This is a genomic window from Intrasporangium calvum DSM 43043, from assembly GCF_000184685.1.
Classification (GTDB): Bacteria; Actinomycetota; Actinomycetes; order Actinomycetales; family Dermatophilaceae; genus Intrasporangium; species Intrasporangium calvum.
Genome location: NC_014830.1, coordinates 1,287,340 through 1,309,747, shown reverse-complemented (window position 1 = coordinate 1,309,747; position 22,408 = coordinate 1,287,340). Strand labels below are relative to the sequence as shown.

The following is a 22,408-nucleotide window of genomic DNA, read 5'->3' as shown; positions in this document are numbered from 1 at the left end:
CCGCGATCGCGAAGGGCTACGGCGTCGGGCGGCCCGCTCAGATGGTTGGCAGCAGGGACCTCGCGATCGTGAGGGCCTCGGCGGCCGAGCCGGCTCGGTGGGTCGTCGAGAGGGGGGCCGTCCAGTCCTGGATCAGGGCGCTCACCTTTCCGTCGAGGTTGTCGAGCGCCACGGACGGGATGCCCAGCAGGGCGGCCCCGATGTGGGCATGGAGCCGATCCGTGACGATGACCCGCCCGTCGCTGAGAGTCTCCTCGATCACCCGGACGTGGTCGGCGGTGTGCCTGCGAAGCAGTGCGCGCTGGGGGACGGCCCAGAGCCCCTCCTGCAGTCGGCGCGAGGCCCGGGCCCAGCGGCCGTTCACGGCGGTTTCTGGTCCCGACGGTAGGACGTCGGCAGAGCCGTAGAGCCGAGCCAGCCGGCGGATGGCGCGGAAGGCCGGTTGTGCCTGGCCGAACGACGGCCAGTCGGTCTGCCGGAAGTCGAGTCCCACGGCTGGTTCGGCGAGGTCGAGCCCGGTCGACTCCTTGTCGCTGCGCTGGAGGACCAGCAGGTCGTGCGAGGGCGGGCCGCGCCGGGCCAAGGTGGTACCGAAGGCGGCGTCGGGTGCGAGGCGGAGGCCGGCACCCAGCTCCGGGACCGCGTCGCCCAGGCGTTGGAGGGATCGCGTGTCTCGGATGAGGTAGGTGGCCTGGGGGAAGCGGCCGTACCGCTGCCGGGCGGCGAGCTCGGCCGGTCGGTCCGGGAAGCTGACGGACTGTGGGAGCAGCACGACCCGCGAAGAGTCGGGAACCGTCTCGAAGACCCGGCCACGGTACTCGTCGTGCACCGGGTAGAGACCGCCGAGATTGCCGCCGCCGTGCAGGAGGACGGCCACGCTGCTCGGGAGGCGCCGCAGCGTCTCCCACGAGGTCAGCCGCCGGTCCTGGAGGAGTCGGATGTGGACCCCGAGCCGGCCCAGGGAGTCGAGGGCACCTCGGAGGATGAGCAGGTCACCGGCGTTCCGGTAGTCGGGGGCATCGAGGACCACCGCTCGGGAACGGCCGTCGAGTGCGGCGCCGAGCGCTTCGTCGAAGGCGGCCCGGAGGGCCGCCAGGACGGCGGCATCCCCCGGATCCGGCCGACAGCCGCACATCAGGGTCCCTGGCGCGGCAGCAGGACGGTGCTGCCATGGAAGGGACGGAGCCGTCCGCCGGCCACCCACCGCCGCAGCCCCCGGACCAGGCCCAGGTCGCGCGCCGTTGCCTCGGCGGCCGCGAGGACCCGGCGCCTGGCGCCGCCCCGGCTCCCCAGCGCCGCCCGGATGGGTGTCGAGGGAAGCGCCAGGAGCAGTGCGACGGCAGTGGGTCGCTGGCGGTAGAGCCCGGGATGGCGGGCCCAGAGGCAGGCCTCCGCGATCCCGGCGCGGTACGTGCGGGTCAGGCGCCGGCGGAGCCCTCGCGGTGGGTCGTAGAAGACCTCCATCCGCGGCTCGTAGGCCAGGGTGACTCCAGCCACGGCCAGCCGGATCCCGATCTCGACGTCGTCGCAGCCGTAGGGCGGCAAACCCTCGTCGAAGCCTCCGACAGCGGCCAGGGTCGCCGCGCTCATGGCGAAGTTGCAGCCCCAGAAGTAGGGGAACACCCTCTCAGCCCCGTCGTCGGGGCCGAGGCTGTCGAGCGAGTCGAGCAGCACCTGCGAGGTGGGCCTCCTCGCCGCGTCCAGGACGAGGACCCGGCCCCCGACCGCCAGCGCGCCGGAGATGGACGCTGCGTGAACGGCCGCGACCCAGGTGCTGCCGACCACGTCATCGGCATCGCAGTAGGCCAGCACCGGGGCTCGGGCCGCCGCCGCTCCCCGGTTGCGGGCGAAGCACAGGCCGACCTGCTCGGACGCATCGACGACGCGGGCGTCCGCGACCACCCCCATGCCCGCGGCCGCCCACTGCTCGAAGACTGCCACGGTCCCGTCGGTCGACCCGTTGTCGACCAGGACCACCTCGAATCCCGGCGCGTCCACCTGCCCGGCCAGGGCCTCGAGCTGCGACGCGAGAGTGGCCGCGCCGTTGCGCACGCAGACGACGACGGACACGGCGAGCGAGCCGGGGTCCGACCCCTCTCGGTCAGTGGGTTGCACCACCGGAGTGTATAGATCGCCGGATCGTCGGCTGTGCCATGATGCCAGCGGCGGGAGGGTGCCCGTCCGAACAGGGCGGGCGACCCGCGAGGAGGCCGGGATGGGGACGGGAGGCACCGAACCGGGGCCCGGCCCGGACGCCGTCCCCCCGCTCGATCGCGGTGAGCTGCAGGCTCGAGCCCTGAGCGGGGTCCGCTGGACCGCCCTCCACACGGTGGTCGCCGTGGGCCTCGGCTTCGGCGTCAACATCCTGCTGGCAAGGGTCCTGGGTGTCGTCGACTACGGACGCGTCGCCTACCTGACGACCGTCATCACGATCGCCGGAGTCATCGCGGAGCTGGGTCTCGGCATGGCCGTGGTCCAGTTCGGGACCAAGGCACACGCGATGGGCCACACCGAGGTCGTGCGGTCCGTCCTGTCGAGGTCGCAGGGGTTCCGGCTGCTCGTCATCGCCCCCGTCGTCAGCCTCACGGTGCTGCTCGTGGTCCGCGTGGACCCGCTCCTGATGGCGCTGGCCATCGGTTTCGGCATCTGGCTCAAGGCGGCGCTCAGCGGGACTCCCGCCGCCTTGACGATCGAGAACAAGACGGCCCAGATCGCCAAGAACGCAATGGTCGTCAACCTGCTGACGCAGGTGGCGGTCGTCGTCGCAGCGCTCACCTCGCGGGACGCCGACACGGTGTGGATCAGCCGGGTGACGGTGGGGGCGCTCGGCGTCGTCCTCGCTCTGCCCTATGTCTCTCGGGCCTACCGGCGCGCGGTGCTCCACCCGGCCCTACCCCGCGGCTTCCCCACCGGCTTCTGGAGGTACGCCGTCCCGGCCGGCGTGGCCTCGATCCTCGGCAACCTCATCGTCTCCCGCACCGAGGTGGCCTTCCTCACCTGGAGCGGCAACACGGCGGCGGCGGGCCTGTTCGCGCTGGCGTTCGGCCTCGCCGTCCATGTCTTCAGTCCGGCCCAGGCCCTCGTCGGGCCGCTGATCCCCGCCATCTCGGGGCTGCGAGCAGTGGACGCCGCGTCCCTCGGGCGCGCCCTCCGCCGGACGATGCGGGCGAGCGCGACGCTGTCGGCTCTCCTCGTGGCCGGCGGGCTGGGCCCCCTGGCCCTGCTCCTGCAGCCCATCTACGGGGCCGAGTTCGCAGGCGCGGCGCCTGTCGTCGTCGCTCTCGGGATCGGTGCCGCCGTGGCGACAACAGGGTCACCGCTCCTCGCCTTCATCCAGGCCCGCTTGGCGGGCGGGGCGGTCCTCAAGCTGAACCTCGCGGCGGTCGTGGTCAACCTCGTCCTCATCGTGGCCCTGCTCCCGGTGCTCGGGCTCTGGGGGGCGGTCATCGCCAACCTCGCCGGCGTCGCGGTGCGCAACGGCCTCCTGCTGGTCACGGAGAGCCGGGACGCGCAGGTGCGGCTGTCTGCGGCGCTCGGGGACGTGGCCCCGCTGCTCGTCGGCAGCGTCGCCTGCCTCCTCGTCCACGCGGTCGCGCGCACCGCCCCGACGGGGTTGGTCACCACCGCCGTGCTGAGCGCCGTGGCGGGCGCGGTCCTATATGTCGTCGGCCTGCGAGTGCTGCACCTGGGCCTGGCGGCACCCGACGGAGCCGCGCTCGAGGCCAGCGTCAGCGCCAGGCTTCGTCCGTCGGTGCGCCGGGTGCTGGGGCTGCTCGCTCACCGCCGCGGCTGAGGGCCAGCAGGACGTTCCCGATCCTGCCGGTGAAGGCCCCAGCGCTGGGCAGGACGGCCCGCGCGAACGACCACGGTGCGACACCGGTGCGCTCCACCCCGAACTCCTCGGCGACCGCCCGCGAGACGGGGCGCCCCAAGCCGCCCATGCTGGCCCCCGAGTGCGCCTCCCCCGTCCCGACGCGGTAGAGGGCGCCGGGGAACGGCAAGGGGACCAGCGGAAGGTCGTCGTGGATGTGCAGGTGCGACCCGAACCACCTCTCCAGCCGCTCCCCGAAGGCTGAGTACAGCTCGTCCTGGGAGGCGGTCAACGGCAGGTCGACGCGCGGGTAGAGGTCGTGTCGGACGATGTGCGACGAGCCGCAGTGCAGGTGGAAGTCACCTCGCACCGGGCGAACCGCCCGCCGGCCCGCGTGGTAGCGCCAGCCGTGGGTCACGGTCCAGCCCGCCTCGCCGCTCCGATCGGCGACGAAGCCGGCCAGCCGCCGGGAGACGAAGTCGTCGGCGTCGACGAACATGACGTGCGTCAGGTCGGGGTGCTGCTGCCGTGCCGCGAGGAGGCCGACCGCGAGCTTGCTGCCCTTGTCCTTCAGGACCGCCGCGGTTCCGGTCTGGGGGCCTCGGTGGGAGGACGGGGGCGGAAAGTCCACCTCGACGAACCTGACCCGCTCTGGGAGCTGGACCCGCGGGGCCTGGTTGCCGACGACCACGACACCGAACGCGTCGCTCTGCTGGCGCACCCACGACCTCGCGGACTGGGCGAAGATCGCCTCCACCTGGCCGTAGCTCCGGCTGTTCCACGGGTGCCGGAGGGACGTGACGAGGGCCAACACACCCGTCAACCTATCGACCCGGCCCTCGTCTACCCTCACACCATGCGTGTTCTCGTCACCGGCGGAGCCGGCTTCATCGGATCGAACTTCGTGCTGCGGGCCCGCGAGAGCCGCCCGGACTGGCAGGTGACGGTCATCGACGCGATGACGTACGCCGCCAACCGGGCCTCCCTCGAGCCGGTGCTCTCGACGGGCGAGGTGGCTCTCGTCGAGGGGAACGTCGCCGACGCCGACCTTGTCGACGCGCTCGTCGCGGACCACGATGTCGTCGTGCACTTCGCCGCCGAGTCGCACAACGACAACAGCCTCGACAGCCCGTGGCCGTTCGTCGAGTCCAATGTCGTCGGCACCTTCACCCTCCTCGAGGCGATCCGCCGCCACGGCAAGCGGTTCCACCACATCTCGACCGACGAGGTCTACGGCGACCTCGAGCTCGACGACCCGGCCCGCTTCACCGAGCAGACGCCGGTCAACCCGAGCTCCCCCTACTCGGCGACGAAGGCGGGAGCGGACCTGCTCGTCCGGGCGTGGATCCGGTCGTTCGGCATCGAGGCGACCGTCTCCAACTGCTCCAACAACTACGGCCCCCGCCAGCACGTCGAGAAGTTCATCCCGCGCCAGATCACGAACATCCTGCAGGGCGTCCGGCCCAAGGTCTACGGCTCCGGCCTCAACGTCCGCGACTGGATCCACGTCGACGACCACAACGATGCGGTCATCGCGATCCTCGAGCAGGGCCGGCCCGGTGAGACCTACCTCATCGGCGCCGACGGCGAGCGCAACAACCTCGAGATCGTCGCCATGCTCCTCGAGCTGATGGGTGAGCCGGCCGACTGGTTCGACCACGTCGACGACCGGCCCGGCCACGACCTGCGCTACGCGATCGACTCGACCAAGCTGCGCCGTGAGACCGACTGGCAGCCGCGCTTCGGCGACCTGCGCGCGGGTCTGGCCCAGACCATCGACTGGTACCGCGCCAACGAGTCGTGGTGGCGGGAGGCCAAGGTCGCGGCCGAGCGCACCTACGAGCGGCTCGGACGATGACGAGCGGCCAGCGGGTCCTCGTCACGGGGGCGGGGGGCATGCTGGCCCGGGACCTGGTGCCGGCGCTGCGCGCCGCGGGCCACGCCGTGACTGCACTGGGTGCCGACGAGCTCGACATCACCGGTGCGCCCGAGTGCCTCGCAGCTGCAGCGGGGCACGATTTGGTCGTCAACTGCGCGGCCTTCGCCCGGGTCGACGAGGCCGAGCGCGAGGAGCCGCTCGCGTTCGCGGTCAACGCCCTCGGTGCCGCGAACGTCGCGCGGGCCGCGGCCCACGCGGGCGCCCGCATCCTCCACTTCTCCACCGACTACGTCTTCGACGGACAAGCCAACCGGCCGTATGCCGCTGAGCACCCTCCCAGCCCCCTGTCGGCGTATGGACGCACCAAGCTCGCAGGCGAGTGGGCGGTCCGGGCCTTGTGCGCGGATCACTGGGTCGTGCGGACGGCGTGGCTCTATGGGGCCGGGGGGCCGAACTTCGTCGGCACCATGCTCCGGCTCGCCGAGGAACGCGGCACCCTCGACGTCGTCGACGACCAGCGAGGCCAGCCGACGTGGACCCGGGACCTGGCCGAGCTCGTGGTCCGGATGGTCGACGCCAGGGCGCCTACCGGGACCTACCACGGCACGTCGTCGGGCGAGACGACGTGGCACGGCCTGGCCCGGGCCATCTTCGAGGAGCGTCGGCTCGATCCGCACCGGGTGCGTCCGACGTCGACCGATGCCTTCCCACGCCCAGCACCGCGGCCCGCCTACGGTGTGCTCTCGCACCGCAGCCTCGAGGAAGCGGGCATCGACCCGATCCGCGACTGGCGCGAGGCGCTCGCCGAGTACCTGCGCCGGTGAGCGAGATCCTGGCGGCCGTCGGAGTGTGGGCGCCTGCGGTCTACCTGCTCGGGTTCACCGCGGTGGTCATGGTCGGAGTCCCCCGCTCGGCGCTGACCCTGGCTGGAGGACTGGCGTTCGGGCCCGTCCTCGGGATCACGTTGGCCTGGGTGGCGTCGGTCCTCGCCGCGGTGCTCGCACTGTGGGTGGGGCGCGCGCTGGGCGAGGAGCTCGTCGAGCGGCGCGCCGGGCCGCGGCTGCGTCGGGTGCGGGCCGCGCTGCACAGCCACAGCTTCAGGGGCGTGCTCCTGACCCGGATGACCCCCGTGCCCTTTGCCGTCGTGAACTACAGCCTCGGTGCCCTCGGCGTCCGCACCCGTCCGTACGTCCTCGGCACCGCGGTGGGGATCATTCCCGGCGCGATCGCCTTCGGCGGGGCGGGCGCCTCGATCGGCATGGGCAACCTCGAGTGGGCCCTCGCCGCCGTCTCCGTTCTCGGACTCGCCTGGCTGGCTGCCCGCCGACCCCTGGGCCAGTCCGCCGCATAGTCGAGTGGGCACGTCCTGCCATCTCCCAGATGGCCCGTCACGGAGACCTCGCACCCTGATTCGCCAGGCGGGTCAGTGTGGCAGGGGCCAGCAAGGGCAACCCCGGATTCAAGGCGCCTCGGTGGCTCCCGGGCTGCGCAGCACGCGGGCCGACAGCGCGTGGCCGGCCTCGCAACTGGCGATCAGGTCCCCGCCGTTGCCGAGGTAGGCCGCGAGAAAACCCGCGTTGAAGGCGTCGCCGGCGCCGGTCAGGTCACGCACGTCGTCAACGGGTGGCACCGCCACCGTCGCGACGAGCTGGCCACGCTCAAAGACCATCGTCGCGTCCTTGCCGTGTCGCGCGAGGACGATCGCCGCCGGGAACCGCTCCAGCCCGGCCCCTGCCGCGCCGCCGTCCACGAGCCCGAGCAACCGGCACTCGTCCTCGTTGGCGGAGATGAGCTCGGGGTGACACCGCTCGACCAGATCGAGGAACTCCGCGACGCCGTAGTGCTCGATGAGACCGGCCGACGACAGGTCCAAGGAGACCAGGCCGCCTTGGGCGTGCTGGCGCTGCACCGCGTCGAGCACGGTGTCGGCGGTCGGACCGGACTCGAAGGAGTAGGCCGTCACGTGCAGGACCTCGAGCCCCTCGAGCCAACCTGGGTCGATCGGTTCGAGCAGGGCACTCGCTCCACGAGAGGGGAACATCGTGCGCTCGCCGTGCTCGTCGACGAGCAGCACGATCGTCCCGGTCTGCCCGCGGCGCTGCAGCCGGACATCCACGCCGTGGCCTGCGAGCTCCTCCGCGAGGGCGTGGCCCCCGAGGTCGTCACCGACGCACCCGATGAAGCGCGTCGGATAGCGCGGACCGGCGAAGGCGGCGACGTTCGCGGCGGAGCCACCCCGGCGCAGGACGATCTCCGACTTCGTGTCAGTGGCGTTGCGCTGCGGTTCTAGCTGCCAGACGACGACGTCCTGGACGACGTCGCCGATGACCCCGAGCAACTACTCGCCCCGGCCGACCAGAGCAGCCGCGACCTCGCAGGCGAGGCGGATGTTGTTGCGGTAGAGGGCGACGTTCGCGTCGAGGCTCCGCCCGTCGGTGGCCCGCCGGATGAAGTCGAGCAGGTAGGGCGTCGAGGCCTGGCCGCCGATCCCGTCCCGCTCGGCGGCGGCCCAGGCGTCCTCGATGACGCCGTCCAGCTCGGACGGGTCGAGCTGCTCCGCCTCGGGCACCGGGTTGGCGACGAGGACACCGCTCGGCACGCCGAGGGCCCGCTGCGTCGTGAGGACGGTCGCGATCTCCTCCGCAGAGTCGAGGCGGGCGGCGACGGGGTAGCCCGAGTCGACGACGTAGAAGCCCGGGTAGCGGTTGGTGCGGTAGCCGACGACCGGCACGCTGAGAGTCTCGAACCGCTCGAGCGTCGCGGGGATGTCGAGGATCGCCTTGGCGCCCGAGCTGATGAGCACGATGGACGTGCGGGACATGGCGATGAGGTCGGCTGACTCGTCGAAGGTCTTGTCCGCGCCGTGGTGCACGCCGCCGAGCCCGCCGGTCGCGAAGACGTCGATCCCGACGGCGCGAGCGAGGAAGGCGGTGGCGGCGATCGTGGTGCCGGCGTTCTTCTTCGTCACCGCGCCGATGGACAGCTCGCGGATGGAGGCCTTGTCGGCGTCGTCGTCCTCGCCGAGCTCACGGATCTGGTCGGCCGTCAGACCCACGACGGGCGTGCCGTGGTGCACCCCGATCGTGGCCGGCACCGCACCAGCCGCCCGGATGATCTCCTCACCCTCGAGGGCGACCTCGATGTTGCGCGGGCGTGGGAGTCCGTGCGTGAAGATCGTCGACTCGAGCGCCACGACGGGGACGCCGGCGGCAAGCGCCTCGGCGACGTGGTCTCCGACGTGGATGACGGACGGGGCGCTGGTCGACATGGGTGCGGTCCTCTCGTGGGTGGTGGCGTTGGGCCTTGACGCCACGCTACGGCCTCCGTCGATTCGCGTCGAGAATCAGTTGTGAATCAGTCGATACCATTTCCGAATGAGCGTGTCGCTTCGTCAGCTGGAGGTCTTCCAGGCCGTTGCCCGGGAGCTGCACTTCGGCCGGGCCGCCGGTCGGCTGCAGCTGTCCCAGCCGACCGTGAGCAAGGAGCTGGCCCGACTGGAGCGGTCCTTGGGCCTCGACCTGTTCCACCGGTCCAGCGGCGGCACGGTCCTCACGCCGGAGGGGTCGGAGCTGCTCCAGCAGGCCGAGGTGGTGCTCGAGGCGGTGCGCGCCCTCGAACGAGCCGGCGCCACGGCACGCCGGCGGCGGACCGGCCAAGTTCGAGTCGCCGCGTCACCCAGCGTCGTGAACCGGCTCATGCCGCAGCTGCTCCGTCAGCTCGAGCACCACCACCCCGATGTGGAGGTCACCGCGGTCGAGGTCGACACCGGCGGCGTCACGGCCGCTCTCGACGCCGGTGCCGCGGAGGTCGGGCTCGGGCACCACGTCGCTGCTCCCGCTCACGGCAGGGTCCGCACCATCGGTCGCGACGAGCTCTTCGTCATCGGCGCACAGTCCGTCCTGGGTGAGGGTCGGAGCGTGGCGCTGGACCGCCTCGCCGATGTGCCGCTCATCCTGTGGCCGCGCGAGCAGAGCCCGGTCTATCACGACGCGGTCCTGGGGATCTGTCGGTCACGCGGGCTGGAGCCGCTGCTCCTCTCGGGCACGTCCCGGGTGAGCGGCTCGCGGTCCTACCTGCTCCGCGAGGGCCGCGCCTTCGCCCTCGGGCCGCGCGACTTCGCGCAGTCGGAGTCCCATGGGGTCCGGGCCGCCCACCTCAGCCCCCGCGCGCAGGTGCCTCTTGACCTCGCGTGGCTGGACCCGCCCTCCCCCGCGGCGCGCACGCTCATGGCGCAGGTCCGAGCCCTCGTCCACTGACCACTCCCGGCCAACTCCCCGTCCGAGGTGAGCCCGCACGGTCAGCCGGGGAGCCAGCTCGTCAGCGCTTCGGAGACCCGGGGCTCGGTGAAGAACGAGCAGTGCCACGTCCCGGTGTCCGACCTGAGGTGCAGCGCCTGTCCGTCGCTGACCCGGAACCCCAGCGGCCCGTCGACGAACCCGACCCCTGCGGTGGGCACCACCCCGTCGTTGGCCTGGTCATCGAAGACCTTGTCCAGCAACGACTCCGGCAGCCGCCAGAGCGCCGCCAGCGAGCCGGTCGGCTCGAAGTCGGCGTCGATCGCGTAGAGCCGGCTCGGATCCGGGGCAGCGGTCGCGATCCCCCCGAGGAACTCGCCGCCGGGACGCATCGAGGCGAGCCCCGGCAGACCGCCGAGGGCACCCTGACCGATGACCTTGACGACCTCGAGCACCCCGTCCAGCACGTCGGTGACCACCGACCACGGCCCGGGCGGGGCGAGGTTGAGCAGCGCCGTCATGCGGTCGACCCACGCCCCCATGTGGTCCCCGTCGGCGAGCGGCGTGCCGCCGTTGGGCGAGGCGACGAAGACCGTGCGCCCCACCGTGACCCGTCCACCGGACTGCGAGCCGACCTCGGCCAGGGCCCGAGCGACGAGACCGCCCCTGCTGTGGCAGACGAGGTCCACGTCGAGGGACGCGTCCGGCCCGATGGCGCGGACCAGGCGGGTCAGCTCCAGGGCGTTCCGGGTCGGGTCGACCGACAGGGTCGGGTGGTCGAGCGCGAAGACGCGCCCCTGGTAGTGAGAGGCGAGCGCCTCCATCGTCGGCGTGGGCACGGCGGCGAAGGAGCCGTGGCTGGTGCTGAACGTGCCGTGCACGAAGAGCAGGGCCCGACCGGAGGTCAGCCCGGCCGCATCGAACCCGTCTCCCGCGGCCGACCCGGAGACAGCCGAGCTGTGGACCGCGGGCCCGAAGTCCCGCAGCCGGGTCGGGCGCCGGGCGTCCTCCCATCTGCCGGCGATGACCCGCGCGGCTGCGCCGACCAGCTCGTCGAGGATCGGGTAGACGAGAACCGAGAGAACCTTCTTGCCGATCAGCGTGATGAGGGACCGGTCACCGACAGGGGTGTCCTGCCCCTCAGCGACCTGCGGGGTCGCAACGGCGCTGGGCACGACGAACCGCACCGTGGCCGCTCCGCCGCGGGACGCACCTCCCGAGGGCCCGCCCGGTCCACCCGGCCCGCCCGGCCCACCCGAGGCGTCGGTCCGCGGCTGCTCCGGGTAGTGCCAGCTCGGCACCCCGGCCTCGTCGACGAGGAGCAGCACCTGCCCACGCGTCGGCCCGAGGTCCGGCACGTCGAGCACCATCCCGGGCTCGCCGGCCGCGGTGCGTACCTCGCCGGCGCGCCCCGGGGCAGCCCCGCCACCGCCTCCCGCGGCTCCCCCTGGCCCGCCAGGGCCGGGTGCCGGCGTGGCCTCCACCTCCACAGCCACGAGCTGCCGCATGCCCGCCCGGTCGAGGGCCTCCTGCAGGGCGCCCGTGGTCCGCTCCGGCTCCCCCGACCGTCCGCCGAGGGTGCCCTCCTGCACCTGGGCACTCCCCCGCAGGCCGGGGGCCATGATGACGACGCCTCGTCCGAGGTCGACTCGTCGCGCACTTCCGTCCAGCTCTGCCATGCGTCCTCCGATCCGAGTGGTTACCAGGTCAGGTTCACGACGTCTCGAACGTCAGCTCGGGGTGTCCGTAGAAGACGTAGGCCAGCGGGGTGGCGGTCTGCTGGTCCCAGTCGGTGGCGTACCGGCTGCGCAGCTGTCGCAGCGACTCCGCCACGGACGTCCCGTCCTTCAGTGCCGCCGCGTAGAACTCCTCGGCGAACTGTCGCGCGACGAGGTCGTTGACGTTCCACAGGGGCGCGACGTAGCCGCTGCAGCCCTCCGCGACGAACGCTCCCGCCATGCCGCCGTAGTCGCTGAGCACCGACCCGGCGGTCCCCACCTGGCAGGCGTTGAGGAAGATGAACGGTTTCGTCTCGCGGGTCAACGAGGAGCCCTGCACGATGAACGGGTCGAGGCGGCGCTGGGACGCGCTGAGGATGATCCCCGTGTACTGCTGCAGGGTGGGGCTCACCTCGCCGTGGGCCGCGACGTGCACCGCGGTCGGTCCGAAGGGCGCGCCGTTGCGCACGAGCTCGTTGCTCAGCAGCCGGTCGAAGTCCTCCTCGGTCGCCTTGAGCGGCAACGCACCGTAGGCGAGCGCGATGGCCTTGCCCTCCTCGATCGCCTCCGGCAGCGGGCGCAGGTTGGTGTCGGACGCGTAGTCGCCGATGACGACGGCCATCGACGCCGCCGAGGCCCGGGTCGGGGGCGGCGTGGCGGGCCGGTCGCCACCGCGGGGTGTCCGGGTGATGGGGGGCACCCAGCGGCCTACCCGACAGAGGCAACCCAGCGGCATACCGACGCTTTCTCCCGGCTCCTCGGGAGGGAGGTCGGCAGGGTCGACGATGTCCTCGCCCACCCACGCGAGCTCCCACGGGACGTACGGCTCGTTGGTGACGATGAGGATGCTCGGCACCTCCCCTTCGGCCTTCGCGCGTTGCCAGACCTGCGCGAAGAGCTCCCAGAACTCCGCCGGCACCGCCCCGGTGACCGCCCGCCCGATCCCCGTGATGGTCTTGCGGAGGAAGGCCGAGCCGGCTTGGGCGGGAAGCTGGTTCATCAGCTGGACGGCGAACTCGCGGGCCGACTCGTTGCCGAGGTCGGTCGTGATGCGCCCCGCGGGCAACGCGATGTCGGTGTAGCGCGTGTGCAGCAGCCATTCGAGCTGGGCGTCCCCCTGCCGGTTGCGGACCTCGACCGTGATGTGCGGCGCCGGCACGTCCGAGGTCGGGGCGAGGCTCGTCCCACCCTCCAGCGGCGGGGTCGTCGGCGCGGGGGTGGCGACCGCGCCGACGTGGATCTCGCGCCAGGCCCGCCCGACGACGTTGCCGTCGCACTCGTACGACACCTCGATCACCCGCACGACGTCGGTCTCGACGGGCTGCGCGACGACCGCGAAGGTGACCGTCGCCGCCTCCGGCGCCGATCTCGACACCGTCATCTCGCGGCGGACACCCTCCGGGAAGGCGAGGCCGTGCCCCATCACCGACACGGTGAACGGCAGGTCCTGCCGGTCGCGCGGAGCCGCCACGGTGAAGGGCACCGCGCCCGGTGCGCCCGTCTCGCTGAAGCCGACCTCCACGGTGAACTGCTGTCCTGCCGTCACCGCGTCGGGTGCCGCCACCCGGGGGTACGCCCGGAAGAAGGCGTCGTATGCCGCTGGGCTCGGTTCCCGGGGCACCGCCCGCTCAGTGGGTGGTGCAGGTGCCGGCGGAGCCGCGGGCGGCGGGGCTGCCGGCGGCGGGGGCGCCATGGGCAGGTCGACGCTGCGGGTCCCACCGGAGCCGCCGCGGGTACCCCGCCCCGGCAGGAGGATGCCGAGGATGTCGTCGCCCTGGACCACGACGGTGCGGCCGGTCGCCGCGGCGCGATCCGCGTCGGCGACCGAGGTGGTGCGCAGGTCGACCTGACGGCTGGCCTGCCACTCGTGGAGGCCGAGGGCCAAGGTGAGCGTCGGGGCAGGGTTGCCGCGCAACGCCGCCCGGAGGCTGCCCACGGTGAAGTCGTAGACGTACGTCGCCCCACCCTCCTCGCGACGAACCACGACCGGAGCCTCATCGGAGAGGGGCGCGAGCCTTTCCAGCGCGAGCTCCGGCGTCAGGGTGGCCGGCAGGACGATGGCGGAGGTGAACATGATGGCTCCTCACCAGCTGGAGGGATGGTCGGCGACCGCGGTGCTGGAGCTCCTTCATCGCGGCCTCCCCGGCGACACGCGTCTGGATCTTTCGACGATAGGCGCGTCTGTCCTCTCAGGTGGCTGAATCCGCGAATCTTCCGCTGACCACCCGTCGAGAGGGAGCAGCCGATGAACGACTGCCGCACTGACCCGTGTGACGGGTCAGTGCGGCAGGAGCGGTGTGGCGAGTGGGCGTGTCACTCGGCCGGGGCGATGCGCCGGGGCGCGGACGGGAGCTGGAGCGACGGGACCTGGACCGCGGAACCGCCGCGGCGGGGCCACCAGGACCGACGCACCCGGGGCTCACGAGGGGCCGACTGGCGACGGAACTGCTCCGCCTCTCGGTGCGCCTGACGCACGCGCTCATTTATCTCGAATTCTGCAAAGTGCTCAAACATCGGAATCTCCCTGTTTCAAGAATGGTTCTGGCTGACGTACTGCTCACTAGGAATGCGGCGGGGGCCGGCTGATACGTCGACGGCGTAATGCGCCAATGTGTGACAGTCGTGCCGATTTGATGAGAAGTACGAAGGTGGCCCCAGAAGCGTCAACGCTGCGGATCGTCGTTGCGCGGGCCCGAAACCGTCAGGGAGTCAAGGCGATTCGTGCTCAGACGATCGAAGCGAGGACGCCCGGGGCGTCCGACCCGACGGGTGTCGGGATCATCGAATCGATCTGCATGGTGTATTTCTCCTCGAGAGTTGTTGGGTGGGAAACTCTCACCTTCGAGTAGGCCAGACAGAATGGTCCGACGCAACACATTTATTCAGCAGGCCATCCTGCGGGAGAAGAGGTGGGTGACCAGGCTGGCGGCACGCCAGGCCACCTCGTTGAGGGTGGTCGCCCCACCGGCCGCCTCCCCGTAGAGCTCTAGCGGAGGAGCCGTCAGATGTCGAAGTCCTCGTCGCCTTCCGGGGCCACGGGGGCCGGCGGGGCGGAGGGCAGCGTGGCCCCGACCATGCCGGCCGCGAGCGTCCGGCCGTCGTGGCTGTCGATGAGCAGGAACGAGCCCCCGCGCCGCGACACCGCATAGTCCTCGACGGGGACGGGGGCCGCCAGCCGCAGCGTGACACAGCCGATGTCGTTGAGGGACAGGGACTCTGCCGACACGGCGTGCAGGTCGTCGAGGTCGAGCACCCCGTCGAGCGACCGCACGAAGGCCTGCACGGTGCGGGCTCCGTGCTTGAGCAGGAGCCGCTGGCCCGGACGCAGCGCCGCGTCACCGAGCCAGCAGACGACGGCTTCGATGTCCTGGGTCGGCTCCGGCGCGCCCTCGGCCGCGGCGATGATGTCACCCCGTGAGATGTCGATCTCGTCCGCCAGACGCAGCGTCACCGACTGCGGGGCGAAGGCCTCCGACAGCGACTCGGACCCGAGGTCGATCCCGACGACGCGGGAGCGCTGGCCCGAGGGCAGGACGACGACCTCGTCCCCCAGGCGGATGACTCCGGACGCCACCGCCCCGGCGTAGCCGCGGTACTCGCGGTGCTCCTCGGAGACGGCCGCGCCTTGGGGCCGGATGACGAGCTGCACCGGCAGCCGGAAGGACTCAGCCCGCACGTCCTCGGACGGCGGCAGCGCCTCGAGCAGCTCGAGCAGCGCCGGACCGGTGTACCAGGGTGTCCGGGTCGACCGGTCGACGATGTTGTCACCGTCGAGAGCGGACACCGGGATCGCCTGCGCCTCAGCGACGCCGAGGTCGCGGGCCACGGACTGCACCTCGGCCTCGACGCGCTCGAAGACGTCCTGCGCGAACCCGACGAGGTCGATCTTGTTGACCGCGACGACGACGTGCGGCACGCGGAGCAGTGCGGCCACGGCGAGGTGCCGGCGGGTCTGCTCGAGGACGCCCTTGCGCGCGTCGACGAGGAGGACGAGCACGTCCGCGGTCGAGGACCCGGTCACGGTGTTGCGGGTGTACTGCACGTGGCCGGGGCAGTCGGCGAGGACGAAGGAGCGCGTGGCGGTCGCGAAGTACCGGTAGGCGACGTCGATGGTGATGCCCTGCTCGCGCTCCGCGCGCAGGCCGTCGGTCAACAGGGCCAGGTCAGCGGCAGTCAGCCCACGGTCACGGGACACGCGCTCGACAGCAGCCAGCTGGTCCGACAGCACCGACTTGGTGTCATGGAGGAGCCGCCCGACCAACGTCGACTTGCCGTCGTCGACTGACCCAGCCGTCGCGAGACGCAACAGTCCGCGCTCACCGAGCCCAGCGGCATACGGAATGGTGTGGGTGGTCATCAGAAGTACCCCTCTTTCTTGCGGTCCTCCATGGCGGCCTCGGAGATCCGGTCGTCGGCGCGGGTGGCCCCGCGCTCGGTCAGCGTGGACGCGGCGACCTCGGCGACGATCTCGGCGTTCGTCGCCGCCGGGGAGTCCACGGCTCCCGTGCAGGACATGTCGCCGACGGTGCGGTAGCGCACGACGCGCCGTTCGACGGTCTCGCCCTCGCGGGGCTGGGACACCGGCCCGACGGCGAGCCACATCCCGTCGCGCTGGAAGACGTCGCGCTCGTGGGCGTAGTAGAGCGGGGCGAGCGGCATGTCCTCGCGCTCGATGTAGCGCCAGATGTCGAGCTCGGTCCAGTTGCTGATCGGGAACACGCGGACGTGCTCGCCGGGGCGGTGCCGCGGGTTGTAGAGGTTCCACAGCTCGGGGCGCTGGTTCTTCGGGTCCCACTGGCCGAACTCGTCGCGCAGGCTGACGATGCGCTCCTTGGCGCGCGCCTTCTCCTCGTCGCGCCGACCGCCGCCGAAGACGCCGCCGAAGCGGTGCTCGTTGATCGCGTCGAGCAGTGGGATCGTCTGGAGCGGGTTGCGCGTGCCGTCGGCGCGCTCGCGCAGCCGCCCGTCGTCGATGTAGTCCTGCACGCTCGCGACCTCGAGCCGCAGCCCGAGCCGCTCGACGGTCTCGTCGCGATAGGCGAGCACCTCGGGGAAGTTGTGGCCCGTGTCGACGTGGAGGACCGGGAACGGGATCGGCGCCGGCCAGAACGCCTTGACCGCGAGGTGGAGCATGACGACCGAGTCCTTGCCACCGCTGAAGAGCAGCGCCGGCCGCTCGAGCTCGGCGGCGATCTCGCGGATGACCTGGATCGACTCCGCCTCGAGCGCGTCGAGCTGGGTCAGGCGCCGGGCCGGCTCGCGCTCAGGAGTGCTGTATGCCGCTGGGCTCGCATCCGCGCGGAGCGTTTGATCGCGCGCGGGGCTGGGGACCTCGGTGACCGTCATGTAATGCAATGTATAACGCTCGATTATGCCGAGTCGGTTGGTTCCACGATCCGGGCGATTCCCACTCGGCTCGTGGGAGATCCTCCTCACGGACGCGGAGGCGGCAGGCGCCCACCGGCACCGCATCGTGTCCTCTCTGGGCCCGGCTTTGGAGCGGCCAGCAACTGGCTCGAGCGCCTTGCCGTGGTTCCCGTAGCTTGCTGACGGTTGCCTCATTCAGTGTATGTTTAGTAAAGTTTGCACAGGTTCAGGTAATTTCTTTCTCTCAGTGGTGTTCCCGGGCCCCTTCGCCCAAGCAGAATCACAGGCCTCGGGGTCTCAGAGGGGACTCCCTGATGGACGGAGTTTGATATGGGAAGAGCGAGGTTCCTCGTCGCTCTAATCGCCACCGCCCTCGTACTACCGATGGGCACCGCAGTCGCGGCCGAGCCAGCACCCAGTCGCGGCCAGACGGTCGCGAAGGGCACCCCCGTAAACGGGCCAGGGTCCGAGGACCCGAATGTGCCCGTCGGCGGCCCCGCCCCGGACTGGTTCAAGGATTCGGCCTACCGGCCTGAACAGCCCATTCCAACAGATCAGGACGGCGAGGGCGAAGGCACGGATCCAAACATCTCTGTTGGCGGGCCAGCCCCGGACTGGTTCAAGGACCCCAGTTTCCGCAACTTCATCTGCAGCATTGCCTTGGAAGCTTTCCTCGTTTCCAAGGTGAAGCCTGCTTGGCAACTCATCCGGGCCGTCCGTTGGGGTATCTAGTGATGAACTCACTACAGACGCCATTCACAGATCGGGAGTCCTCGTGACTTTTCGCGCTCGAAATTGGGCCGCAATCCGCACTGTCCGCTATATGCGGTACGCCATCCCAGGTTTCGTCCTGCTATTGGTAGCGTTCACGTTATGGGGCAGAGGCTGGTGGACCCATATATTGACTTTGGTCGGCCTCGCACTCATCATTTGGCCCCTCCAGAGCACCGAGCCTACGGATCATCACGACGTGGCTCCGGGCTCCACGTCAGACACGGCGCCTTAGCGGCATCAAACGCAGGACAAACCCTCACGGTCGCATGAGCGGCCGCACCTGCCATTCAGAAACGAGCGCTGAGCGACGACGGTCCTCACACGTAGAGAACGGCCCCTCCCGCCTCACCGGCGCGAGGGGCCATGGGGGCCTTCTTGCGTCTTGCCGTCGCCCCGTACTTGCACGGACGCCTGTGGTCTTCGCAACGCCGATCTGCTGTGGTCCGCACCTGAGCTTGCGGTCAAGGTTGAGGACATCGTCGAGGTCGTGCGTGCGGGGCGTGGTCGGTGATCGTCGTCGACAGCTCTGTGGTGATTGCCGCCCTGACCGGGCACCGTCCCGCCCGTGAAGCAGTCGTCGAGCGCGGGCGTCTGGTGGCGCCTCGCGACGTGGCGGGGCTGGCGGGTGGGGGCCTCAGCCGATGTGCGGGTAGGTGTGGTTCGTCGGGGGGACAAAGGTCTCCTTGATCGAGCGGACGCTCGTCCAGCGGAGCAGGTTCTGCGCGGCGCCGGCCTTGTCGTTCGTGCCGGACGCCCGGCCGCCACCGAAGGGCTGCTGCCCGACGACCGCGCCGGTCGGCTTGTCGTTGATGTAGAAGTTGCCCGCCGCGAAGCGCAGGCGGCGGGTGGCGTCGGCGATGACCCGGCGGTCCTGGGCGACGATCGAGCCGGTCAGGCCGAAGGGCGCGAACCGCTCCATCTGGTCGAGCACCCGGTCGTAGTCGGCGTCGTCGTAGACGTGCACGGACAGGATCGGCCCGAAGTACTCGGTGCGGAACGACTCGTCGGTCGGGTCGCCGATCTCGAGGACGGTCGGGCGAACGAAGTAGCCGACCGAGTCGTCGTAGGTGCCACCCGCGATGACCTCGATGCCGTCGGTGGCGTGGGCCCGGTCGATCGCGTCGCGGTGCTTGGCGAACGCGCGGTCGTCGATGACGGCGCCCATGAAGTTGGACAGGTCGGTGACGTCACCCTGCGTGAGCCCGTTGGTGATCTCGACGAGCTCGTCGCGGATCAGCTTCCACACCGAGGCGGGCACGTAGGCGCGCGAGGCGGCCGAGCACTTCTGGCCCTGGTACTCGAACGCGCCACGGATCATCGCCGTGCGCAGCACCGCCGGGTCCGCGGACGGGTGGGCGAGGATGAAGTCCTTGCCGCCGGTCTCCCCGACGAGGCGCGGGTAGGTCCGGTAGCGCTGCAGGTTGGTCCCGACCTCGGCCCAGAGGTGCTGGAAGGTCGGCGTCGACCCGGTGAAGTGGATCCCGGCCAGGTCGGGGTCGCGGAGCGCGGCCGCAGAGACGTTGATCCCGTCGCCGGTGACCAAGTTGATGACACCCGGGGGCATGCCGGCCGCCTCCAGCAGCTCCATCGTCAACGACGCAGCGAGCTGCTGCGTGGGGCTCGGCTTCCACACGACCGTGTTGCCCATCAGCGCGGGAGCGGTCGGCAGGTTGCCCGCGATGGCGGTGAAGTTGAACGGGGTGATCGCGTAGACGAAGCCCTCGAGCGGCCGGTAGTCGGAGCGGTTCCAGACGCCCTTGCTGTTGAGCAGCGGCTGGTCCTCGAGGATCTGCCGGGCGAAGTGGACGTTGATCCGCCAGAAGTCGATCAGCTCGCAGGCCGCGTCGATCTCGGCCTGGTAGGCCGTCTTGGACTGGCCGAGCATCGTCGCGGCGTTCAGCCGCGCGCGCCACGGCCCGGCCAGCAGCTCCGCGGCCTTGAGCAGGATCGCGGCCCGGTCGTCGAAGGCGAGCTCCCGCCACATCGGGGCGGCCGCCTTGGCCGCGTCGACGGCGGACTGGCCCTCGGCCACGGTGGCGTTGCGCATCGTGCCGAGCACCTTCGCGTGCGCGTGCGGCTGGCGCACCGAGATCTCCTCGCCGGCGCCGGTGACCCGCCGGCCGCCGATGACGTGTGGCAGCTCGACCTGGGTGGACGCGAGATCAGCCAGGGCCACCTCGAGGGAGGCTCGCTCGGGTGAGCCGGGGGCGTAGTCGAGTACCGGTTCGTTGATCGGGGCGGGCACGTGGGTCACTGCGTCCATGGGCGTTCGGGTCTCCTTGGTGCGGGCGCTCGAGGTGCTGCGGGAGTGGCGGGGGGTGGTGCGGGAGTGGTGTGGCCGCCTCAGCGGGCGACGAGGCCGCGCAGGAAGAAACCGACGTTGGCCGGTCGCTCGGCGAGGCGCCGCATGAAGTAGCCGTACCAGTCCTGGCCGTACGGCAGGTAGACCCGCACCCGCCGGCCCTCGGCCACCTGGCGGTCCTGCTCGGCGGTGCGGATCCCGTAGAGCATCTGCAGCTCGTAGTCGTCGGTGCTGCGACCGTGCTGCGCAGCCAGGCGGTTCGCCTCGTCGATCATCGTCTGGTCGTGGCTGGCCACCATCGGGTAGGCGCCCTCCGCGAAGAGCACGGCGAGGCAGCGCCGGTAGGCGGCGTCCACCTCGGGCTTGCGGGCGTGCGCGACGGTGCGCGGCTCCCGGTAGGCGCCCTTGACGAGCCGGACGCGGGAGCCGGGGTGGGCGAGGTCGCGCACGTCGGCCTCGGTCCGGAAGAGGGCGGACTGGACCACGGCGCCGACCCACGGGAAGTCGCCGCGCAGGGCCGCGAGGATCGACAGGGTCGAGTCGACGGTCGTGTGGTCCTCCATGTCGAGGGTGACCGTCGTGCCGGCCCCGTCGGCGGCCGCGCAGATCGCGCGGGCGTTGTCGAGCGCGAGGCGCCCGCCCTCGTGAGGCAGGGCCTGGCCGAGCGCGGACAGCTTGAGCGAGACCTCCGCGCCCGCGGCGAGGCCCTCAGCCGAGAGCTTGGCCAGCAGGGCCGTGTAGGCGTCTCTCGTCGCCTCGGCCTGGGACCGCTCGGTCGTGTCCTCACCGAGGTGGTCGATGGTGACGCTGAGGCCGCGCTCGGTCAGGGCGCGCACCGCGGCCAGGGCGTCGGTCGGGGCCTCGCCGGCGACGAAGCGGTCGACCAGCCTGCGCGAGACCGGCGACGTGGACACGAGGGTGCGGACTCGAGGCGACCTCGAGGCGGCGAGCAGGGCAGGACCGAGCACGGGGAGCTCCTTGACGTGAGGTGGACAGGAGCGACGCTAGGGCGAGGTCACTCTTGGCGTCACGACACAGACGTACGGACTTCAGCAGCTAACATTCAGACATTCGTCTGACGACCTGGCTGGTCCAGGGAGGGAGTCACGTGACGCGCGACGTGCAGGACATCGTCGACCTCGCCTCACGCCTGCTCGACCACTCGGCCCTGCTCGAGGACCGCGACTTCCACCTCGTCGCCTTCCACAGCCAACGCCCGGACATCGACCTGGTGCGCCAACGCTCGATCCTGGAGCGCGGGTCGTCCGCCGAGGTCCGGTCGTGGTTCGAGCAGTTCGGGATCGCGACCGCCGAGGGCCCGGTGCGCACTCCGCCGGACCCATCGAGCGGCATCCTCGGCCGACTCTGCTTCCCGGTCCGGTGGAAGGGCGTGACCTACGGCTACCTCTGGGTCATCGACCCCGACGGCAGCGTCAGCGCCAACCCGTCCATCCCGGAGGTGGCCCATCTCGCCGACGAGGCCGGCGCAGTGCTGGCCCAGCGCGCCCTGGGCCGACTCGACGTCGCGATCCTGCTCGAGGCCCTCCTCTCCCCTGACCTGTCACGCTCGCAGGCGGCGGCGGACGAGCTCCTCGAACGCGAGCTCGTCGCAGTCGGTGAGTGGGTCGTCGTGATGGAGATCCGCCTCGAGGAGTCGAGGTCCGCAGTCCCGCTCAACGTGTGGTCCCTCCCGCGCGAGGTCCTGGCGACGATCCGTCCCGGCCGGGCCACACTCGTCATCCGGCTGGCCGACCAGAGCGACCTGACCCTCCTGGGGCGGGTCGCCACGCAGGCGCGTGAGCACAACGAGTCCGGGCCGACCGCCGCGACCGAGCGGCTCCTCATCGGCATCGGCGCCCCTCAGTCGTCGGTGCGCGCGGCTCGGACGAGCCACCGCCAGGCGGTCATCGGCACCCGCGTCGCGAGGCTCAGGACAGGCGACGCCGCCGTGAGGTGGGAGAGTCTGGGCCCCTTCCGGCTGCTCGGCTCGGCCTCCGAGGACGACCTCGCCGCCGCCCTTCTCGACGCCCCGGCCCGTCGCCTCCTCGCGCACGGAGACCCAGAGCTGGCGCGCACGGCCCTCGTCTACCTCGACGAGGCGGGCAGCATCCAGCGCACCACGCAGCGGCTGGGCATCCACCGCCAGACGGCCTACTACCGGCTGCGGCGCATCGCCGAGATCACCGGGCTCGACCTGGGCAACGGCGAGGACCGACTCTCCCTGCACCTCGCCCTCAAGCTCGCCCCCGTCCTCTCCTCCCCACCCCCGTCGAGTGTGCAATAGCTGCCGTATGCCGCTGGGCTGGCTCCCGGGGCGGGTTC

At 71.4% G+C, this 22,408-nt stretch carries 18 protein-coding genes; 7 read left to right on the top strand and 11 right to left on the bottom strand.

Annotated features, from left to right (window positions below; all coding sequences use genetic code 11):
- Positions 1-37: 37 nt before the first annotated feature.
- Complete coding sequence (locus INTCA_RS05885; protein ID WP_013492007.1) at positions 38-1,135, bottom strand: polysaccharide pyruvyl transferase family protein; 1,098 nt, start codon at positions 1,133-1,135, stop codon at positions 38-40.
- Positions 1,135-2,115, bottom strand: a complete 981-nt coding sequence (locus tag INTCA_RS18585; protein ID WP_169312904.1) for a glycosyltransferase family 2 protein — start codon at positions 2,113-2,115, stop codon at positions 1,135-1,137. Before INTCA_RS18585 ends, INTCA_RS05885 begins: the two co-directional genes overlap by 1 nt.
- 100 nt (positions 2,116-2,215) lie before the next feature.
- On the opposite strand from INTCA_RS18585, the gene INTCA_RS05875 reads away from it, so the two are divergent.
- Complete coding sequence (locus tag INTCA_RS05875) at positions 2,216-3,793, top strand: lipopolysaccharide biosynthesis protein (RefSeq protein WP_013492005.1); 1,578 nt, start codon at positions 2,216-2,218, stop codon at positions 3,791-3,793.
- On the opposite strand, the gene INTCA_RS05870 is transcribed toward INTCA_RS05875, so the two are convergent.
- Positions 3,729-4,625, bottom strand: a complete 897-nt coding sequence (locus INTCA_RS05870; RefSeq protein ID WP_013492004.1) for a hypothetical protein — start codon at positions 4,623-4,625, stop codon at positions 3,729-3,731. The genes INTCA_RS05875 and INTCA_RS05870 overlap by 65 nt on opposite strands.
- Before the next feature lie 42 nt (positions 4,626-4,667).
- On the opposite strand from INTCA_RS05870, the gene rfbB reads away from it, so the two are divergent.
- Genes rfbB through INTCA_RS05855 form a run of 3 tightly spaced genes read left to right on the top strand, consistent with a single transcriptional unit; the run spans position 4,668 to position 7,041 of the window.
- Positions 4,668-5,669: a dTDP-glucose 4,6-dehydratase gene (rfbB, locus tag INTCA_RS05865; protein WP_013492003.1), complete on the top strand. Its 1,002-nt coding sequence runs from the start codon at positions 4,668-4,670 to the stop codon at positions 5,667-5,669.
- A complete protein-coding gene (rfbD, locus tag INTCA_RS05860; RefSeq protein WP_013492002.1) occupies positions 5,666-6,514 on the top strand; it encodes a dTDP-4-dehydrorhamnose reductase in 849 nt (282 codons plus the stop codon). Before rfbB ends, rfbD begins: the two co-directional genes overlap by 4 nt.
- On the top strand, positions 6,511-7,041 hold the full coding sequence (locus INTCA_RS05855) for a TVP38/TMEM64 family protein (protein ID WP_013492001.1): 531 nt from the start codon (positions 6,511-6,513) through the stop codon (positions 7,039-7,041). The genes rfbD and INTCA_RS05855 overlap by 4 nt, the downstream gene beginning before the upstream one ends.
- A gap of 108 nt (positions 7,042-7,149) precedes the next feature.
- Here the strand turns inward: INTCA_RS05855 and INTCA_RS05850 are convergent, their stop codons facing one another.
- Together INTCA_RS05850 and INTCA_RS05845 are read right to left on the bottom strand one after the other, a co-directional pair.
- A complete protein-coding gene (locus tag INTCA_RS05850; protein ID WP_013492000.1) occupies positions 7,150-8,028 on the bottom strand; it encodes a carbohydrate kinase family protein in 879 nt (292 codons plus the stop codon).
- Entirely contained in the window at positions 8,029-8,958 is a 930-nt protein-coding gene (locus INTCA_RS05845; RefSeq protein WP_013491999.1) for a pseudouridine-5'-phosphate glycosidase, read from the bottom strand.
- Positions 8,959-9,064: 106 nt separating this feature from the next.
- On the opposite strand from INTCA_RS05845, the gene INTCA_RS05840 reads away from it, so the two are divergent.
- Positions 9,065-9,946, top strand: a complete 882-nt coding sequence (locus INTCA_RS05840) for a LysR family transcriptional regulator (RefSeq protein ID WP_013491998.1) — start codon at positions 9,065-9,067, stop codon at positions 9,944-9,946.
- 41 nt (positions 9,947-9,987) lie between these two features.
- On the opposite strand, the gene INTCA_RS05835 is transcribed toward INTCA_RS05840, so the two are convergent.
- The 4 genes from INTCA_RS05835 to cysD all read right to left on the bottom strand — a co-directional run bounded on the left by INTCA_RS05835 (position 9,988) and on the right by cysD (position 16,989).
- Complete coding sequence (locus tag INTCA_RS05835; protein ID WP_013491997.1) at positions 9,988-11,604, bottom strand: esterase/lipase family protein; 1,617 nt, start codon at positions 11,602-11,604, stop codon at positions 9,988-9,990.
- Between the two features lie 34 nt (positions 11,605-11,638).
- A complete protein-coding gene (locus INTCA_RS05830) occupies positions 11,639-13,717 on the bottom strand; it encodes a TCAD7 domain-containing protein (RefSeq protein WP_013491996.1) in 2,079 nt (692 codons plus the stop codon).
- Between the two features lie 927 nt (positions 13,718-14,644).
- Entirely contained in the window at positions 14,645-16,000 is a 1,356-nt protein-coding gene (locus INTCA_RS05820; protein WP_013491994.1) for a sulfate adenylyltransferase subunit 1, read from the bottom strand.
- A complete protein-coding gene (cysD, locus tag INTCA_RS05815; protein ID WP_041307312.1) occupies positions 16,000-16,989 on the bottom strand; it encodes a sulfate adenylyltransferase subunit CysD in 990 nt (329 codons plus the stop codon). Before cysD ends, INTCA_RS05820 begins: the two co-directional genes overlap by 1 nt.
- A gap of 405 nt (positions 16,990-17,394) precedes the next feature.
- Here cysD and INTCA_RS19460 point away from each other — a divergent pair, with 405 nt between their 5' ends.
- The gene (locus tag INTCA_RS19460; RefSeq protein ID WP_148236490.1) at positions 17,395-17,742 is read left to right on the top strand and encodes a hypothetical protein; all 348 of its coding nucleotides are present in this window, start codon (positions 17,395-17,397) and stop codon (positions 17,740-17,742) included.
- A gap of 676 nt (positions 17,743-18,418) precedes the next feature.
- Here INTCA_RS19460 and pruA read toward each other — a convergent pair.
- The gene (pruA, locus tag INTCA_RS05810) at positions 18,419-20,047 is read right to left on the bottom strand and encodes an L-glutamate gamma-semialdehyde dehydrogenase (RefSeq protein ID WP_013491990.1); all 1,629 of its coding nucleotides are present in this window, start codon (positions 20,045-20,047) and stop codon (positions 18,419-18,421) included.
- Between the two features lie 80 nt (positions 20,048-20,127).
- Positions 20,128-21,054 (bottom strand): proline dehydrogenase family protein, encoded by a 927-nt coding sequence (locus INTCA_RS05805; RefSeq protein ID WP_013491989.1) that lies wholly within the window; start codon positions 21,052-21,054, stop codon positions 20,128-20,130.
- A 140-nt stretch (positions 21,055-21,194) separates the two neighbouring features.
- On the opposite strand from INTCA_RS05805, the gene INTCA_RS20460 reads away from it, so the two are divergent.
- Positions 21,195-22,370: a PucR family transcriptional regulator gene (locus tag INTCA_RS20460; RefSeq protein ID WP_013491988.1), complete on the top strand. Its 1,176-nt coding sequence runs from the start codon at positions 21,195-21,197 to the stop codon at positions 22,368-22,370.
- The last annotated feature ends 38 nt before the right edge of the window (positions 22,371-22,408 follow it).